Source organism: Lentzea sp. (assembly GCF_035525475.1).
In the GTDB taxonomy this organism is placed as follows: Bacteria; Actinomycetota; Actinomycetes; order Mycobacteriales; family Pseudonocardiaceae; genus Lentzea.
In genome coordinates this window covers 1-17,238 of record NZ_DATLEC010000163.1, presented here as the reverse complement: position 1 = coordinate 17,238, position 17,238 = coordinate 1, and the positions used below count along the sequence as shown (strand labels likewise).

Genomic DNA, 17,238 nt, shown 5'->3' with positions numbered 1-17,238 from the left:
GCGTTCCGCGGGTTATGCTCGCCGCAAAACGCTCAAACGAACAGGCAGGCGCCCATGCGTGAGTCCAGCGAGGTGCGGCGGCAGCGGATCCTGGCCGTCGTCGCGTCGCGGGGCACGGTCAAGGTGAGCGATCTGGCCGGCGAGCTCGACGTGTCGATCGTGACGATCAGGCGTGACGTCGAGGAGTTGGCCCAGCTCGGGAAACTGCGGCGCGGGCACGGGGTCGTGCGGTCGTTGACGCCGGTCGAGCAGCCTTCGCCCAGGAACGCGGTCAACGGGTCGGTCGCGCTGGTCGTGCCGGAGCGCCACACGTACCTGTACGAGACGATGAACGGTGCACGCAAAGCACTCGAAGACGCGGGCATGCGGGTCGTGCTGCACATCGCGCCGCAGGTCGAAGGCGCGGAGAAACCGATCGTCGAACGCGCGCTCAGCGAACCGGTCCAAGGTCTTCTCATCGCGCCGCGGTGGCGCACGCACGACGAGGAGGCCGCCGACGACTGGCTGGCCGATACCGGGGTGCCGACCGTGCTCATGGAGCGCCGGCCGGGCGGGCGGCTGCGGGCGATGAACTCGGTGTGCTCGGACCACTGGTACGGCATGCACCTCGCCGTGAAGCACCTGACAGACCTCGGTCACCGCCGGATCGTGCTGGCCGCGCGCGACGACAGCCCGACGGCCAGGGCGCTGCGCAAGGCCTTCAAGGAGATCTCCGCGGACCTCGAGGACGCCATCACGGTCAGGAGCTCACCCGACACCGGGCTCGTCAGCGTCCTGAGGGCGCACCGCGCGACGGCGACGATCCTGCACGGCGACGTGGACGCGTTGATGCTGGTCCAGCAGCTGACGGACGCGGGGATCAAGGTGCCGCAGCGGTGTTCGGTCGTGGCGTACGACGACGTGGTCGCGGCTCTCGGCAGCATCCCGCTCACGGCGGTCGCGCCGCCGAAGACCGAGGTCGGCAAGGTGGCCGCGGAACTGCTCCTGCGGCAGCTCAGCAGCGGCACGACCACGGCCGAACGGGTCGAGCTGCTGCCGGAGTTGAAGGTCCGCTCATCGACTGAGCGTTTGAACGTTTCTTGACGACAAAGCGATCAGGCGATCAGGATGCGAGCCATGCGCCTGAGTCGTCGCACGCTCCTCGCGGCGGGCCTCACGGCACCACTGGCGGCCTGCTCCACTCCGCAACGCCGCGGTGCCGGAGGTCCGGTAGAGATCACGTTCTGGTCGGCCCTGCGCGGTAGCCAGCAGGTCGTCGACGCGTTCAACTCCTCGCAGAACCGCATCAGGGTGGTCTTCCAGCAGATCCCCTCCGGTGGGCAGGGCGGCTACGCCAAGCTCAGCAACGCGGCTCGTGCGGGCAACGCCCCCGATGTCGCCACCATCGAGTACCCGCAGGTCCCGGGGTACGCGATCGACGGCGTCGCCCGCGACATCACCGACCTCGTGACCGACCGCGTGAAGCAGAAGCTCCTGCCCCAGGCGCTGCGGCTCACGACGTTCGACAACCGCGTGTTCAGCGTCCCGCTCGACGTCGAGCCGATGGTCCTGCACTACCGCGCGGACCTGTTCGCGGCCAGCGGTTTCGAGATCCCCACGACCTGGGACGAGTTCTCGGACCTCGCGCACACCGTGAAGCAGCGGTTCCCGGACAAGCGGCTCGCGTTGTTCCCCACCGACGGCGCCACGCAGTTCGCGTGCTTCGCCTGGCAGGCCGGCGCGCAGTGGTTCGACACCAGCGGCGGTACGTGGCGGGTGTCCATGACCGATGACCCCACGCGGAAGGTCGCCGCCTACTGGCAGCGGCTGATCGACGAGGACGTCGTCTTCCGCAACGCCGCCGACAGCAAGCAGCACGACGCGCAGCTCGGCCAGGACCGCATCCTCACCCGGCTGAGCGGCGCGTGGGACGCGGGCGCGCAGATGCGGGCGAGGCCCGCGCAGAAGGGCAGGTGGCGCATCGCCCCCATGCCGATCTGGGACCGGCCCGTCGTCGGCACGCACGGCGGCTCCACGTTCGCCGTCACCAAGGACTCGCGGCAGCCAGAGGCGGCGATGGAGTTCATCGAGTGGCAGTGCACCCACCCGGACGCGCTCACCGCCCGCCTCAAGAGCGGCACCAGCAGCCAGTACCCGGTCGCGCCCGCACTCGTGGAGGCCGGTGGCAAGGCGTTCCCCGGCGAGTACTACGGCGGCCAGGACATCTACCGGCTCTTCAAGCAGGAGGCGGACAAGATCCGCGACGGCTGGGTGTGGGGACCGCGGATGTCCGCCACCCAGCGGGTCATGCAGGACGGGTTCGCGCGGGCGGGCGCCGGTGAGGGCACGCTGGCCGACGCGGTCGCGGAAGCCCAGAGCGGCACGATGCCCGACCTCAAAGCCCTCGGTCTGTCCATCGAGGAGGGTGGGCGGTGAAGGGCAGGCTCGCGTGCGCCGTCCTGATGGCGCCGTTCTTCGTGCTGCTCGTCGCGGTCTTCCTGGTCCCGACCGGCACCGCGGTCTGGCTCAGCTTCTTCGCCGCCGACCAGCCGGGGCTCGGCTTCGGCCAGGAGAGCACGGTCTTCGTCGGCCTGCGCAGCTACGCGGCCGTGCTGAGCGACCCGACGTTCCTCAACGGCCTCGGCACCGTGGTGCTGTACTGCCTCCTCTACATCCCCCTGATGGTCGTGGCCGCGCTCACCCTCGCGCTGCTGCTCGACTCCGGCGTGGCCAAGCTGCGGAGCTGGGCGCAGATGAGCCTGTACCTGCCGCACGCCGTGCCGGGCATCATCGCGGCCCTGATCTGGCTCTACCTCTACACACCGGGTCTGAGCCCGATCGTCGACCTGTTCGCCCGGGCCGACGTCCAGATCAACTTCCTCGGCATCCACACCGTGCTGCCGTCGATCGTGAACATCGCCCTGTGGAGCAACCTCGGCTACAACATGGTGATCTTCTACGCGGCTCTGCAGGCCGTGCCGCGGGAAGTCCTGGAAGCGTCCGTCGTGGACGGGGCCGGTCCGGTCAAGCAGGCCGTCCGCATCAAGACACCGCTGGTGCGCGGCGCGATCGTCACGGTCGGCATCTTCACGCTCATCTGGGCACTGCAGCTGTTCACCGAACCCGTGCTGCTCAGCCAGTCCACGCCGATGATCAGCGCGCGGTTCTCGCCGAGCATGTACATCTACGACGCCGCCTTCACCCGCAACAACTACGGCCTCGCCGCGGCCGCCTCGGTGATCCTGCTGGCCTTCACGGTCGCGCTGTCGTTCGCCGTCACCCGCTGGACGAACAGGAAGGCCGCCTGATGACCCTCCTCGGCCGGACCGCGGTCAACGTCGTCGTCGGCATCGCGGTCCTCTACACCCTGCTCCCGGTGCTGTGGCTGCTGCTCGCCGCCACGAAGAACGTCGACGCGCTGTTCCAGAGCGACCTGTTGTCGCTGAGCGACTTCTCGTTCGTGGAGAACGTCAAAGCGCTCTTCTCGATGGACAAAGGTCTTTACGGGCGCTGGTACCTCAACAGCCTGCTGTACGCGGTGATCGGCGCGGCGACGAGCGCGTTCATCTCGATCGCGGCGGGCTATGCGTTCGACAAGTACTCGTTCCGCCACAAGGAGAAGCTCTTCGGGCTCGTGCTCGCCGCCGTGATGGTGCCGCAGACCGTGCTCGCACTGCCGCTGTACCTGATGGCGTCCGGGACGGGCCTGGTCAACACGTTCTGGGCGGTGTTCATCCCGGCTTTGTTCAACCCGTTCGGCGTGTACCTCGGCCGGATCTTCTCCCAGGGCTACGTGCCGGACGAGGTGCTGGAGGCCGCGCGCATCGACGGCGCGGGCGACCTCGGCACGTACTTCAAGGTCGCGCTGCGCATGCTGGGACCCGGCGTCGTCACGCTGTTCCTGTTCCAGCTCACCACGATCTGGAACAACTTCTTCCTGCCGATGGTCATGCTGTCCGACCAGAAGCTGTACCCGGTGAGCCTCGGCCTCTACCAGTGGAACAGCTCGGCCACGGTGTCGCCAGAGTACTACCCGGTGGTGATCATGGGATCGTTGTTCGCCGTTCTGCCGCTCATCCTCGCCTTCATGCTGCTGCAACGGTTCTGGCGGGCGGGCATGACCGCGGGAGCCGTCAAGTGAGGGCCGCGGGCGTGATGTCGGCGGACGCCGCTGCCGCCGTCCTCACGCCCGTGCTCGACGACCTCGGGGCGCTCTGCGAGTTCGGGCCCGTCACCTCGGGCTTCGCCGGTGTGCCGGACGTCGACCTGCTCGTCACGGGCTGGGGCTGCCCGCCGATCACCGCCGAGGTGCTCGCGACGCTGCCCAGCCTCAGGGCGATCGTGCACACCGCCGGGTCGGTCAAGGGGTTCGTCACCGACGCCTGCTGGGAGCGCGGCATCGTGGTCTCCTCGGCCGCGCAGGCCAACGCGCTGCCGGTCGCCGAGTACACGGTCGCGATGATCCTGCTCAGCGGCAAACGCGTCCTCGAACGCGCCCGCGAGTACCGGGAGGAGAAGCGGATCTCGGTGTACGAGGTTCCCGCGACCGTCGGCAACTTCGGCGCCACCGTCGGGATCCTGTCCGCGTCGCTGATCGGCCGACGGGTGATCGAGCTGCTGCGGCCGTACGACTTCCACGTCCTGGTGCACGACCCGTTCGTGACCGAAGTGGACGGTGCCGAGTCCGTGGGCATCAGCGAGCTGTTCCGGCGCAGCGACGTGGTGAGCGTGCACACGCCGCTGCTGCCGGAGACCAGGGGACTGGTGAGCGGCGAGCTGCTGGGGCTGCTGCGCGACGACGCCGTGCTGATCAACACCGCCCGCGGCGCCGTCGTCGACCAGGACGCGCTCGCGGCCGAGGCCGGCCGGATCCGGGCGGTGCTCGACGTGACCGATCCGGAGGTCCTGCCGGAGGACCACCCGTTGTGGCGCAACGACAACGTGCTGATCACACCTCACCTCGCCGGATCGCAGGGCAACGAGTGGGGCCGCCTCGCCCGCCACGCCGTGGAGGAGGTCGGCCGGTGGGTCGCGGGAAAGCCGTTCGCGACCCCGGTGCCCGCGGATCGAAGGGAACGCATCGCGTGAAGCTGCCCGGACCGGACCACGTCCTCAGCCCCCGCACCGGCCTGACCCGCGAGCACTGGGTGGCCGCCGCCGACGGCCTGCTCGACGCCGCGTGGCGCTACGCCTCACCCGACCGGGCACTCCTCGACCTGCCGGGCAGGCCGTCCCGCAGCGGCGTGCGGTCGGACGGCCTGGAGGGCTACGCGCGCACGTTCCTCGCGGCCGCGTTCCGCACCGCGCACGGCGACGACCCGCACAACTGGCTGGAGCGCTACGCCGCCGGTCTGGCGGCGGGAACGGCGGGGGAGTGGCCCGCGATCACCGACGTCGGCCAGCCGATGGTCGAGTCCGCGTCGGTCGCGCTCGGCCTGCGCCTCACCAAGCCGTGGCTGTGGGACGGGCTCCCCGAGGACGTCCAGGACCGCGCCGAGGCCTGGCTGCGCGAGTCGCTGCGGCATGTCCCGGCGGCCAACAACTGGTACTTCTTCCCGTACACCGTCGCGTCCTTCCTGGAGGCGGCCGGTCGTGGCGACGACGAGACCCGGCAGGCCGGGCAGCGGGCGGTGGAGCTGCTCGAAGGCTGGTACGTCGGCGACGGCTGGTACTCCGACGGCGACGGCCGCGCGTTCGACCACTACAACGGCTGGGCGCTGCACCTCTACCCGGCACTGGACGCGCACCTCGACGGCCGGCCCGTCACCACCCACCTGCGCGAGCACCTGGAGAGCTTCGCCCTGCTCTTCGGCGCGGACGGGGCCCCGCTCTACTTCGGACGGTCGCTGACCTACCGGTTCGCCGCGTCCGCCGCGGTCGCGCTGGGCGCGGTCACCGGTGAGACGCCGTTGAGCCCAGGCCACTCCCGCTTCCTCATGAGCAACGCGCTGAAGTACTTCCTCGACCGCGGCTCGCTCACCGACGGCCTGCTCAGCCTCGGCTGGCACGGCCCGCACGAGGCGAGCCTCCAGCCCTACTCCGGACCCGCCTCGCCCTACTGGGCCTCGAAGGCGTTCGTCTGCCTGCTCGCGGGGCCGGACCATCCACTGTGGACCGCTACCGAGGAGGACCCGGACGGCGACCGCGCGCTGGCGTTGCCAGGACCGGGTCTGCTCGTCCAGCGGCACAACGGTGTCACCAGGCTGCACAACCACGGCAGCGACCACGTCAGGCCGTTCGAGGGCGAGTACGCGGCCGATGACGACCCGCTCTACAGCCGGTTCGCCTACTCGACGGCCACCGGCCCGACGTCGAAGCACAACACCGCGGACAACCACCTCACCCTGGTCGTCCGGGGCGACCGCAGCGTGCGCAGGCGCATCCACCCGCTGGGCGCGCGGGACAACTGGGCCGCCTCCTGGCACCGGCCGGTGTTCGACGCGAACCAGGTGATGGTGCCGGGGCTGCGCGTCGAGAGCGTCACGGCCGTGTGGGACGACCAGGAGCTGAGGATCCACCGCGTGATCGGCGCACCGCCCGGCACGAGGGCCGAGCTCACCGGGTGGGCGACGGACCTGCCGTCCGCGCTGGCCGGGATCCGGGGCTGGACGGGGGAGAAGAGCCGGACCGCACCCCAGGGCACGGCGTTCACCACGACCGCGAGCGTCCCGGTCCTGACCGCCGAGGTCGAGGGCACCGTGACGCTGGCGGCGGTGGCGGTCCTGGGCGGCACGGTCGCGGAGGTCGACTGGGACGCGCGCGTCGACGAGATCCTTCGGCTGACGCTCGACAGCGCCTGAACGGGGTAACGCGGCGGCGGCAGGCTCGATGTAGGGATGTGCGCATCACCCTCCTCGCCGCCGCGTTCCTGCTCGCCGCCTGCACCTCTGCCCCGCAGGCGGCGCCCGAGACGACGCAGCAGACCCCGACGACCGTGGAGCAGCCCGCCGGCACCGGCCCGACCTGCGCCAACGCCAACTCGTCCGTCGTGGGCAAGGCGCTCGGACTGCGGCTGCAGGGCCAGCGGGAGACCGTCGACAAGGCCGTCACCACGTGCACGTACGTCGGCTCCGGCATGCCCGTCGAGGTGCTGTTCACGACGAACACGACGGCCGCGGCGTTCGCCAAGGCCAAGCCCGAGGGCGCCAAGGTGATCGAGGGCTTCCAGGACGAGGCCTACGAGACGACGGCGGGCGGGTCGGAGACGACCCAGCACAAGGTGACCGCGCGCAAGGGCAGGACGCAGGTCGAGGTGCGTTCACCCGCGGGCGTCGAGCCGTCGAAGAAGCTGATCACCGAACTGTTGAGCCGCGTCTAAACCGGTACGTCGAAGAACGACAGCACGCGCCCTCCCGGCGCCAGCCACGGCTGGACCAGCGAACGCGCGCGGTCGGGGTCGCGGTGGAACAGCCCGACCCGCACGGCGAACACCAGGTCGAACCGGCGGTCGCCGAGGTTCACGTCCTCCAGCGACGCGATGAGGAACTCCGCCTTGCCCGACGCGACGTGCTCGGCGTTGCGGCGGGTCGCGGCCTCGACCATCTTCACGGAACGGTCGATCGCCGTGAGCGTTCCGGTGGTCAGCAACCGGCACACCATCGCCGCGGCCACGCCCCGACCGCAGCCGATCTCCAGCACCCGGTCGCCGGGGCGGATCGCGAGTTGGCCGACCACACCTCGCAGACGCTCGCTCATGGTCCACATGATGCGTCACCACGGCGGACGGGGCCACCGCCGTGACCCCGTCCGCAAGGTCAGCCCAGGCCGCCCAGGTTGACCATCCAGCTCACGCCGAACCTGTCGGTGAGGTCGCCGTACTCGTCGCCCCACATCTGCTTCTCCAGCGGTGTACCGACCTCGCCGCCCTCGGCGAGCTTGGCGAAGTACTCGCGCAGCACCTCGTCGTCGCCCGACAGCGACACCGTGATGCTCGAACCCGCCCTGACCTCCGCACCGGGAGGCGTGTCGGCGGCCATGATCGTGTAGCCGGCGTCGGTCTCCAGCTGGGCGTGCATGATCTGGTCGGCCTGCGGCGTGTCCTGCATGCCGAACTCGCCGAACGTGTTCATCCTCAGCTCTCCGCCGAAGACGGACTGGTAGAACCCCATCGCCTGACGGGCCTGGCCGTCGAAGCTGATGTACGGGTTGAGACGAGTGGCCACCGGGATCACTCCTCGGGTAGAGGCGGGCCCGCATCCTCGCAAACCCCTGGCAGACCTACAACCTGAACTTGTTCAGTGACCCTGGGGTCACCCTGAGCGACCTCGCAGGCGCGTTCGAGCGGTGAGCGCCCGAAGAACGACCGTCCACCCAGGACTTCCATCGCCAGGCCGACGAGCCGCACGGCCTCCACGTCGACCGCACGGCCACGTCCCGGGCGCCGGACGCGATGCCGAAGTACCGCGCGGCGGGCGTGCGATAGGTTGCCGGCCATGACCGAGCTCGGATCCGTCGCCTGGCCACCTGCTCCGATCAGGACTGAGCGGCTCGTGCTCCGTGAGTCCGAGGCCCGGGATCGTGCGGCGCTCATCGATCTGTTCGCCTCGCCGGAGGTGGGCACCTACATCGGTGGTCCTCAACCGCGCGATGAGCTCGAGCGGGCGGTGCCCGAGGTGCCCGGACGACGCCCTGGCTTCCTCGTGGTCGATCTCGGCGGAGCGATGATCGGCATGATCACGTTCGACCGGCGCGACGCGGAGCGTCCGGGTCCCGTCCGTCCGGATGCCGGGGAGGCATGGCTCGGCTACCTGTTCCTGCCGGAGGCGTGGGGGCGCGGGTACGCCGCCGAGGCGTGCACGGCGGCACTCGGCTGGTTCGCCGACGCGCTTCCCGGCAAGCCGGTGGTGCTCGCCACCCAGACCGCCAACGACCGCGCGATGCGCCTCGCGGCGAAGCTGGGGTTCGCCGAGGTGGAGAGGTTCGAGGCGTACGGCGCCGAACAGTGGTTCGGCGAGTGGTCCTCGGCCACGCCGTCCGGTTGAGCTCGTGCCCGGCAGCGCGGCTCGCGTCGAGGCCTGACCTGCGCCGACAAGATTGTGAAGATTTTCTGGGCCGTGGTGTCGATCCGGGCCGGTGCCCGTTCGACGTGTCAGTGGAAGGACACGACAGCCCAGGAGGAACCCGAAATGACCGCGACCGTCACCACCGCAGCCGCCCCGGCCGGCCTCACCCGCAAGTCCGCTTTCGCCCGCCACGCCACGCTCGTGACCCGCGTGCTGACCGGCCTGCTGTTCACCGTGACCGGCTTGAACGGGTTCCTGAACTTCATGCCCGCACCGGATCCGAGCACGATGGCCCCCGCCGGCGTCGCGTTCACCACGGCCCTCTACGCCACCGGCTACATGCTCCAGCTGGTCGCCGGCGTCCAGGTCGTCGCCGGGGTGCTGCTGCTCGTCGGCCGGTTCGTGCCGCTGGCACTCGCGATCCTGGCGCCGATGGTCGTGAACATCTTCCTGATCCACGTGTTCCTGGAGCCGTCCGGCCTCGTCATCGCGATCCTCGTGGTGCTCGCCGAGATCGGGCTGGCGTGGGCCTACCGCGACAAGTTCCGCCCGATGCTGCAGGCCCGCTAGGCACCGCGAGCGAGATCCCCCGCAGGCCACGTGCCGGTGGGGGATTCTCCTTGCCGGGGAACGCTACCTGGCCATGAACGTCGCCAGCAGTGCCTGCACCTCGTAGACGTCGACGCCCTTGCCGAACTGCTTGGAGATCGGCACGTCGCTGCTGGAGACCCAGATCTTCAGCTCGGCGTCCATGTCGAAGTGACCGGCCGTCTCGACCGAGAACTGCGTGATCGCCTTGTAGGGCACCGAGTGGTACTCGACCTTCTTGCCCGTCATGCCCTGCTTGTCGACCAGGATGAGCCGCCGGTCGGTGAACAGGAACGAGTCGCGCAGCAGCTGGTAGGCCGCGTGCACCGGTTCCCCCTGGGCCAGCAGCCGGCCGTACTCCTGTGCGGCCGCCCGAGGGTCGAGCTTCGACGCGTTCCCCATCATTCCGCTGAGAAGTCCCATGCGTCCACGTTTACCAGGCTTTCCGCAAGCTTGTCCTGACGCTGGCCGGCGGCTGTCCCGGCGTTTCCCCGGCTGACCCGACAGTGGATCCCGACCACCACGTGATCGGGGAGGGCGAAACGATGCGCAAGCGCCTTGCGGCCGCCGTAGGGGCAACGGCACTTCTGGCCGGTTGCTCCAGTGCGCCGGCACAGACCGCTTCCGGTGAAAAGCCGACCACGGACGAGATCAAGGCGTTGTTCGCGGGCTGGAACGCGGCTCTCGCGACGGGTGACGCCCAGAAGGTGGCCGACCGGTACGCCCCGGCCGCGGTCCTGCTGCCCACCATGTCGAACCAGGTGCGGTCCACGCGGGCCGAGATCGTCGACTACTTCGAGCACTTCCTGCGGGGCAGGCCGGCGGGGGAGATCCTCGACTCGCACGTCGCCGTCCTCGACGCCGACGACGCGATCGACGCGGGCACCTACCGGTTCGCGCTCACCAAGGACGGCAAACCCTCCACTGTGGACGCTCGCTACACGTTCGTCTACGAGAAGGCGGGCGGGCGGTGGCTCATCGTGAACCACCACTCGTCGGCGATGCCGGAGCAAGCCTGATCCGCACGCACAGCCCGCCGCCGGACGCCTCCTCCAGCGCCACGGTGCCGCCGTCGTCGGTGACGAGCTGCTTCACGATCGCGAGGCCGAGTCCCGACCCGCCCCTGCCGGTCAGGCCGTGGCCGCGCCAGAACCTGTCGAAGGCCCGCGCGCGGTCGGCCTCCGGCAGGCCCGGTCCGGAGTCCATGACCTCCAGCCGGCCGGGCCGGGTGGTGCGGACGAGCACCGCGGCGCCGGCGGGGGACACCTGCAACGCGTTGGACAGGACGTTGTCCAGCACCTGTTCGAGGTGTCCCGGCGTCGCGAGCACGCGGATGTCGAAGCCCTCGCTGACGAGCGAGACCGAGCGTTCGTCGGCGACGGCGCGCCAGGCGGTGAACCGTTCGGCGACGACGTCGAGCACGTGCACGGGTTCCGGGTGTGCGACGTCGGCCTCGGCGCGTGCCAGCGTCAGCAACCCGTTGACCAGCCTCGACATCCGCACCACCTCGGCCGTCGCCATCTCGACGTCCTCGCGGACCAGCGGGTCCTCGACCCCGTCGGCCACGTTGTCCAGGGACAGCCGCAACGCGGTCAGCGGAGTGCGCAGCTGGTGCGAGGCGTCGCCGATGAACGCCCGTTGCGAGCCGACCAGCGTGCCGATCATCTCGGCGGCGGTGTTCAACGTCCGCGCCAGCGTGCGGGTCTCGGGCGGGCCGGTCTCCTCGGCCCGCGCGGACAGGTCGCCGTCGCGCAGCCGTCCGGCCATCGCGTTCAGCTCGCGCAGCGGCCGGGTGACCCGCCGGGCCAGCCACGATCCCAGCAACGCCGCCACGACCAGCACGCCGACGCCGAGCGCGGCCCGGAAACCCCAGATCTGCCAGAGCCGGTCGGTGATCGGGCCGTCCGGGTAGGTCAGGCGGATGGCGCCGACGACGGTGCCGTCCGGTGTGCGGGCGGGCACCGTCAGCCTCAGTCCCTCGTCGGCCCAGACCGTCGACTCCGGTTCCGGCCCGAGCACGTCCATCCGGCCGGGCGTCTGGCGTTCGTAGGCGTCCACCAACGCGTTCAGCGACCGCGTGTCGCCGGACGCCAGCAGCAACGCGGCGGTGTCGGCCTCACGGCGCGCGGTGTTCTCGGCGTCGCCGTAGAGCTGGTTGTTCAGCGTGAACGCCACCGGCACCGTGAACGCCGCGATCGCCACCGCGACCAGCAGCACGTAGCTCCAGACGAGCTGCCGGATCACGTGAGCACCAGCCGGAACCCCACGCCCCGCACGGTCTCCAGCGAGGCCGCGTCACCGAGCTTGCGGCGCAGCACCCCCACGTGCACGTCGAGGGTCTTGGTGGGGCCGAACCAGTTCTCGTCCCACACCGCCTCCATGATCCGCTCGCGGGTGAACACCGCGCCCGGCTCCGCGGCGAGGAACACCAGCAGGTCGAACTCCTTCGGTGTCAGCTCCACCTCGGCCCCGTCGAGGTGCACGCGCCTCGCGCGCCGGTCGATCCGCACCCGCCCCTGCACCGTCGTCTCCTGCCGGGGCTGCGCACGCCGCAGCACCGCGCGCATCCGCGCGACGACCTCCCGCACCCCGAACGGTTTGGTGACGTAGTCGTCCGCGCCGATCTCCAGCCCGACCACCCGGTCGACCTCGTCGGACCGCGCGCTGATCACGATGATCGGCACGTCACCGCGGGCCCGCAGCTCCCGGCACACGTCCAGCCCGTCCACGTCGGGCAGCCCGAGATCGACCAGCACCAGCGCGAAGCCGTCCGCCGCCAGCGCCTCGGTGCCCGTGCGCACCCACCTGACCTCGAAGCCGTAGCGGGACAGGCCCCTGACCAGCGACTCCGCGATCGGCTCGTCGTCCTCGACCAGCAGCACCCGCACGGGCCCGGTCATCCCACCGACCTGGGCAGGGCGTTGCGCAACCTGATGCCGCTCCAGCCCGGGGAGCTCCGCACGACCTCGTCCCAGAAGGGCCACAGCCCCGGCAGCACCCGCAACGCGATCCCCGCCTCCTCGTGCAGCTCGAACAGGTCGCCGACGCGGTCCGCGGGACCCAGCGGCACCACCGGTTCCGTCGCCACCACCGCGGCCCCGTCCTCCTCGAACGGCCGGAACGCCGCCGCGTCGAACCGGTACGCGTGCAGCTCCACGGTCCGCATGCGTTCCAGCCACCCGTACTCGACGGCGTGCACCCGTGTTCCGCAGCCGGGTCCGATGATCCGGTCGCGGTCCTCGTCCGACGACTCCGGTGTCGTCCACGCCATCGCGCGCGGGCACTGCCGGGGAAACCAGTTGCCGGGGGACCGGTCCGCGTCCACCGCCCACACGTACTCGCCGGACTGCCGCGCTGTCACCGCCAGGTGCGGGACGAACCGCGGGATCGACGGATCTTCCGAGAAGTGCAACACCTGACCGGATTCGGGCCGCATGTGGTCATACTGGCGCGCATGCGGAGGCTGACGCTCGCGGTTTTACTGGTCCTCACCGGCTGCTCCTCAGGCGGCGCGGACGACGCCGCCGGCTTCACCCCCGTCGACCTGACGGCGACGCCGGAGGCGTTGGCCACGCACGGCGACATGCTGCTGATCGGCACACGCCCGTCCGACCACCCGGAACTGGTCACGCGCAGCAAGGACGGCACGCTGGCCAACGCCCGGCTGACCCCGACGAGCCCGTACGGCAAGGAAGCGCACTGGTACGGGATCACCTCCGACGGCACGACGATCACCGGTGTCGGTGGCGAACGCGGCGGCGCGCACGGCAACGTCCGGTGGAGCGCCTGGACCGGGGACGTGCGGCAGATCGTCGAGAAGCCGCAGGCCTTCAGCACGTTCGGCGGGTACGGCGCGGGCGAGCTGATCGGGCCGGTGCGGACCAGGCAGGGTCCGCTGGTCATCGGCACCTGGCAGAGCGCCAAGGCCGGTCTCGACATCGCCGTGTGGACCTACGCCGCCGACACGTGGGGCCGCCAGCCGTCCGAGGGCACCGTGCTGGAGAGCTCGCAGGACCTGCTGCGCTTCCCGCTCGCGGTCGCGCCCGAGGGCGACGGCGCGATCGTCGTCGGCTGGCAGATCGCCAAGGGCACCGTGAGCGCCGCGGTCTGGCGGTTCGACGGCAGGACCTGGACCACGGCGACGCTCCCGGACGGTGACGCGGCGCTGGCCGTCCGGTGCTGGGACGGCACGTGCCACGTCGTGGGCCGCAGCAAGGGGAAGCTCGCGTGGTGGTCGGGGCCCGACTGGAAGAAGCTGGCCACCCCGGACGTCCCCGTCGACGACAACCAGGACCTCGCCGCACCCGTGCCCGTCAACGGTGTCCCGACGCTGGTCGTCGACCACGGCGGCGTGAAGCTCGTGTCCGGCGGGGGCGAACGGCCGGTGGACGGGCCCAGCGGCGCGGTCGTGGCCGCCGAGGAGGTCGGCGGTCAGGTGTTCGTGATCGCCGGCGGCCGGCTCTGGCGGCTCAGCTAGTGCTCCGGGCGTTGTGACGCGCTTCACGACGTTCGGGCCAGCCGCCGATCCGCCGCTCGGACGACCGCCCTGGTCCGCGTCGATGCAGTAACAGCGGCGACATGAAGCGCTCCACAGCGTGATGTCCTGATTCAGATCACATTGCGCTGCTTGTCCCACTACTTCCGGACATTGCATTCACCCGGATGCGTCACGCGCATCCGCGTCTCAACAGAACTTGCCGGTGAATACGGCGATCAGGACGCACAATGGTCACGCTTGGACACACAATTGCCCAGAGTCAACTGTTGATGTGGCTGTTCGCCCGACCTTTCCACCACGCATGGGTGACTATGGCCCGGTCAGTGGGCCCCTGCCGCAATGGTGGGGGTGGGCAGCGGTCCGCCGGATCGGCGGTTAATCTCTTGCAACTCGTCCACTGCAATCCAGTGCGCCGACGTCGCAACCACCGGGGAGAGGACTGAACACGGGTGGCCGGATTTCTGTTGCGGCGGTTGGTCAACTACGTGGTGCTCGCCCTCGTGGCGACGTTCCTCGCGTTCACGTTGGCCTCCGCCACCTTTGACCCGATCGGGGTGTTGCAGCAACGCAACCCGCCGCCGCCCGCGGCGTCGATCGAGGCGAAGAAACGAGACCTCCACCTCGACCAGCCGATCCCGCAGCGGTTCGTCACGTGGATGGGTGGTGTGGTGCAGGGCGACTTCGGTCGCACGATCACCGACCGCCCGATCACCGACGAGCTCGGCCGGCGGATCGGCGTGAGTCTGAGGTTGTTCCTGCTCGGCATCACGATCGGCATCGTCTTCGGCGTGCTGCTCGGCGTCGTGAGCGCGATCAGGCAGTACAAGTTCAGCGACTACTTCGCGACCCTGTTCAGCTTCGTACTGCTGTCCACGCCGGTGTTCGTGCTGGGCACGCTGCTGAAGATGGGCGCGCAGGGGGTCAACGACTCGATCGGCTCGAACGTCCTGATCTTCGTCGGCGAGACCACCCCCGGTTTCCAGGGCAACTGGTTCGAGCACCTCGGCGACCGGCTGCAGCACCTCGTCGTGCCGACGCTCGCGATCGCCCTCGGCCAGATCGCCTACTACAGCCGCTACCAGCGCTCGTCGATGCTCGACGTGCTCGGCAGCGACTTCCTGCGCACCGCCCAGGCCAAGGGGCTGACGCGCCGCAAGGCGCTGTTCAAGCACGGCCTGCGCACCGCGCTGATCCCGATGGCGACCCTGTTCGCGTTCGGTTTCGGCCTGCTCGTCGTCGGTGGCACGTTCACCGAGCGGATCTTCGGCTGGTTCGGCATGGGTGACTGGCTCGTCACCGGCATCTCGGCGCAGGACACGAACATCACCGCCACGGTGACGCTCTTCGTCGCGGTGTGCGTGCTGTTCTCCGGCTGGCTCGCCGACGTGCTGTACGCCGCGCTCGACCCCCGAATCCGCGTGAACTAGGCAAGGTGACGACGACGTGACCGTGATCCTCAACGAGGGCGACTCCGCGGGAACCACCGGCGCCGCCTCCGGCAGCCCCGTCGACGCGGCGCCCGAACCGGGCAAGGCGATGACGCGCGGCAGGCTCGTGCTGATCCGCTTCATGCGGAACAAGCTGGCGCTGGTCGGCCTGGTGATCATCCTCGGGATGTACCTGATGGCGTTCGTGGGCCCGCTGCTGTCGAAGTGGTCCTACGACCAGCAGGACTACTCGGCGTTCCTCGAGCCCCCCTACGCCGACCACATCTTCGGCACCGACAAGATCGGTACCGACATGTTCGCGCTGACCATGCGCGGACTGCAGAAGTCGTTGATCATCGGCCTGCTCGTGGCGCTGATCTCGACCACCGTCGCGGCGATCGTCGGCGCGGCGGCCGGCTACTTCCTCGGTGTCGCCGACAAGACGCTCATGTGGCTGGTCGACCTGCTGCTCGTGCTGCCGTCGTTCCTGATCATCGCGATCCTGAGCCCGTGGTTCCGCGGCAAGTCGTGGTTCCTGCTGGTGCTCATGCTCGCGGCGTTCCAGTGGATGATCACCGCCCGCATCGTGCGCGGCATGACGCTGACGCTGAAGGAGCGCGAGTTCGTCAAGGCGGCCAAGTTCATGGGCCAGCCCGCGCGCAAGATCATCGCCAAGCACATCGTGCCGAACATGGCGTCGCTGCTCATCATCGACGCGACCATCAACGTCGGCTCCGCCGTGCTCGCCGAGACGGGCCTGAGCTACTTCGGGTTCGGCGTCCAGTCGCCCGACGTCTCGCTCGGCACCCTGATCGGCGGCAACGCCGAGTCCGCGACGACCTTCCCCTGGCTGTTCCTGTTCCCGGCGGGCTTCCTCGTCGTGTTCGTGCTGGCGGTGAACTGGGTCGGCGACGGGCTCCGTGACGCGCTCGACCCCACCTCCACGCGCGTGCGCCGCAAGGAGAAGAAGGACACCAAGGAGAAGGCCGCCTGATGACCACCTCGGAGCTCCAGTTCGACACGCCGGCAGACCGTGTCGTCGAGGGACCGGTTCTGCAGGTCGAAGACCTCCACGTGTCCTTCCCCAGCGAGTCCGGCCGCGTGCGGGCCGTACGCGGCCTGAGCTACCAGGTCTCGCCCGGCGAGGTCCTCGGCATCGTCGGCGAGTCCGGTTCCGGCAAGTCCGTGTCGTCGCTCGCCGTCATGGGCCTGCTGCCGTCCTCGGCGCGCATCACCGGTTCCATCAAGTTCCAGGGCCGTGAGCTCATCGGCCAGAACGACGCGGAGCTGTCGAAGATCCGCGGCCGCCGCATCTCGATGGTGTTCCAGGACCCGCTGTCCGCGCTGACGCCGGTCTTCACCGTCGGCGACCAGATCGCCGAAGCCGTCCTGGTGCACCGCAAGGTGTCCAGGCAGGCCGCGGCGAAGCGCGCCGTGGAACTGCTCGACCTCGTCGGCATCCCGAACGCCGCCGACCGCGCCAAGGCGTTCCCGCACGAGTTCTCCGGCGGCATGCGGCAGCGCGCGGTGATCGCGATGGCGATCGCCAACGACCCGGACCTGATCATCGCCGACGAGCCGACCACCGCGCTCGACGTGACGGTGCAGGCCCAGGTGCTGCAGCTGCTCGAGACCGCGCAGGAGGTCACCGGCGCGGGCATCGTGATCATCACCCACGACCTCGGCGTCGTCGCCGGGTTCGCGGACCGGCTGATGGTCATGTACGCGGGCCGCGCCGTCGAGA

General features: G+C 70.0%; 20 protein-coding genes. 14 read left to right on the top strand and 6 right to left on the bottom strand.

The window, feature by feature from the left end; translation table 11 throughout:
- The first annotated feature begins 54 nt into the window (after positions 1-54).
- The 7 genes from VM306_RS26870 to VM306_RS26840 are packed head-to-tail and all read left to right on the top strand — an operon-like array spanning position 55 to position 7,297.
- On the top strand, positions 55-1,083 hold the full coding sequence (locus VM306_RS26870) for a substrate-binding domain-containing protein (protein ID WP_325519960.1): 1,029 nt from the start codon (positions 55-57) through the stop codon (positions 1,081-1,083).
- A gap of 33 nt (positions 1,084-1,116) precedes the next feature.
- Positions 1,117-2,415, top strand: coding sequence for an ABC transporter substrate-binding protein (locus VM306_RS26865; RefSeq protein ID WP_325519958.1), 1,299 nt, complete (start codon positions 1,117-1,119; stop codon positions 2,413-2,415).
- On the top strand, positions 2,412-3,287 hold the full coding sequence (locus VM306_RS26860; RefSeq protein WP_325519956.1) for a sugar ABC transporter permease: 876 nt from the start codon (positions 2,412-2,414) through the stop codon (positions 3,285-3,287). Before VM306_RS26865 ends, VM306_RS26860 begins: the two co-directional genes overlap by 4 nt.
- The gene (locus VM306_RS26855) at positions 3,287-4,120 is read left to right on the top strand and encodes a carbohydrate ABC transporter permease (protein ID WP_325519954.1); all 834 of its coding nucleotides are present in this window, start codon (positions 3,287-3,289) and stop codon (positions 4,118-4,120) included. Before VM306_RS26860 ends, VM306_RS26855 begins: the two co-directional genes overlap by 1 nt.
- On the top strand, positions 4,117-5,067 hold the full coding sequence (locus VM306_RS26850) for a hydroxyacid dehydrogenase (RefSeq protein WP_325519952.1): 951 nt from the start codon (positions 4,117-4,119) through the stop codon (positions 5,065-5,067). Before VM306_RS26855 ends, VM306_RS26850 begins: the two co-directional genes overlap by 4 nt.
- A complete protein-coding gene (locus tag VM306_RS26845) occupies positions 5,064-6,779 on the top strand; it encodes a DUF2264 domain-containing protein (RefSeq protein WP_325519950.1) in 1,716 nt (571 codons plus the stop codon). The genes VM306_RS26850 and VM306_RS26845 overlap by 4 nt, the downstream gene beginning before the upstream one ends.
- Positions 6,780-6,817: 38 nt before the next feature.
- Positions 6,818-7,297 (top strand): hypothetical protein, encoded by a 480-nt coding sequence (locus VM306_RS26840; RefSeq protein WP_325519948.1) that lies wholly within the window; start codon positions 6,818-6,820, stop codon positions 7,295-7,297.
- On the opposite strand, the gene VM306_RS26835 is transcribed toward VM306_RS26840, so the two are convergent.
- Both VM306_RS26835 and VM306_RS26830 read right to left on the bottom strand, forming a co-directional pair.
- Positions 7,294-7,674 carry a class I SAM-dependent methyltransferase gene (locus VM306_RS26835; RefSeq protein WP_325519946.1) on the bottom strand — a complete coding sequence of 127 codons (381 nt, stop codon included), beginning with the start codon at positions 7,672-7,674 and terminating at the stop codon, positions 7,294-7,296. The genes VM306_RS26840 and VM306_RS26835 overlap by 4 nt on opposite strands.
- A gap of 59 nt (positions 7,675-7,733) precedes the next feature.
- Positions 7,734-8,141 carry a VOC family protein gene (locus tag VM306_RS26830; RefSeq protein ID WP_325519944.1) on the bottom strand — a complete coding sequence of 136 codons (408 nt, stop codon included), beginning with the start codon at positions 8,139-8,141 and terminating at the stop codon, positions 7,734-7,736.
- Between the two features lie 270 nt (positions 8,142-8,411).
- Here VM306_RS26830 and VM306_RS26825 point away from each other — a divergent pair, with 270 nt between their 5' ends.
- Both VM306_RS26825 and VM306_RS26820 read left to right on the top strand, forming a co-directional pair.
- Positions 8,412-8,960, top strand: coding sequence for a GNAT family N-acetyltransferase (locus tag VM306_RS26825; protein ID WP_325519942.1), 549 nt, complete (start codon positions 8,412-8,414; stop codon positions 8,958-8,960).
- Between the two features lie 144 nt (positions 8,961-9,104).
- Entirely contained in the window at positions 9,105-9,551 is a 447-nt protein-coding gene (locus VM306_RS26820; RefSeq protein ID WP_325519940.1) for a DoxX family membrane protein, read from the top strand.
- A 63-nt stretch (positions 9,552-9,614) separates the two neighbouring features.
- Here VM306_RS26820 and VM306_RS26815 read toward each other — a convergent pair whose 3' ends face one another.
- Entirely contained in the window at positions 9,615-9,992 is a 378-nt protein-coding gene (locus VM306_RS26815) for a PH domain-containing protein (RefSeq protein ID WP_325519938.1), read from the bottom strand.
- A 122-nt stretch (positions 9,993-10,114) separates the two neighbouring features.
- Between VM306_RS26815 and VM306_RS26810 the strand changes: the two genes are divergently transcribed.
- Positions 10,115-10,588, top strand: coding sequence for an SgcJ/EcaC family oxidoreductase (locus tag VM306_RS26810; protein WP_325519936.1), 474 nt, complete (start codon positions 10,115-10,117; stop codon positions 10,586-10,588).
- Here the strand turns inward: VM306_RS26810 and VM306_RS26805 are convergent.
- From VM306_RS26805 to VM306_RS26795, 3 genes are read right to left on the bottom strand one after another with little or no spacing between them, the layout of a single operon-like run.
- A complete protein-coding gene (locus VM306_RS26805) occupies positions 10,545-11,813 on the bottom strand; it encodes a HAMP domain-containing sensor histidine kinase (protein WP_325519934.1) in 1,269 nt (422 codons plus the stop codon). The two genes, VM306_RS26810 and VM306_RS26805, sit on opposite strands and share 44 nt — an antisense overlap.
- Complete coding sequence (locus VM306_RS26800; RefSeq protein WP_325519932.1) at positions 11,810-12,469, bottom strand: response regulator transcription factor; 660 nt, start codon at positions 12,467-12,469, stop codon at positions 11,810-11,812. The genes VM306_RS26805 and VM306_RS26800 overlap by 4 nt, the downstream gene beginning before the upstream one ends.
- On the bottom strand, positions 12,466-13,005 hold the full coding sequence (locus VM306_RS26795) for a DUF6886 family protein (protein ID WP_325519930.1): 540 nt from the start codon (positions 13,003-13,005) through the stop codon (positions 12,466-12,468). The genes VM306_RS26800 and VM306_RS26795 overlap by 4 nt, the downstream gene beginning before the upstream one ends.
- An 18-nt stretch (positions 13,006-13,023) precedes the next feature.
- Here VM306_RS26795 and VM306_RS26790 point away from each other — a divergent pair, with 18 nt between their 5' ends.
- The 4 genes from VM306_RS26790 to VM306_RS26775 all read left to right on the top strand — a co-directional run.
- A complete protein-coding gene (locus tag VM306_RS26790) occupies positions 13,024-14,046 on the top strand; it encodes a hypothetical protein (protein WP_325519928.1) in 1,023 nt (340 codons plus the stop codon).
- A 470-nt stretch (positions 14,047-14,516) separates the two neighbouring features.
- A complete protein-coding gene (locus VM306_RS26785) occupies positions 14,517-15,494 on the top strand; it encodes an ABC transporter permease (RefSeq protein ID WP_325519926.1) in 978 nt (325 codons plus the stop codon).
- Between the two features lie 16 nt (positions 15,495-15,510).
- Positions 15,511-16,488 carry an ABC transporter permease gene (locus VM306_RS26780; protein ID WP_325519924.1) on the top strand — a complete coding sequence of 326 codons (978 nt, stop codon included), beginning with the start codon at positions 15,511-15,513 and terminating at the stop codon, positions 16,486-16,488.
- Positions 16,488-17,238: ABC transporter ATP-binding protein (locus tag VM306_RS26775; RefSeq protein ID WP_325519922.1), on the top strand; the 751-nt coding region annotated here is incomplete at its 3' end. The genes VM306_RS26780 and VM306_RS26775, both read left to right, overlap by 1 nt.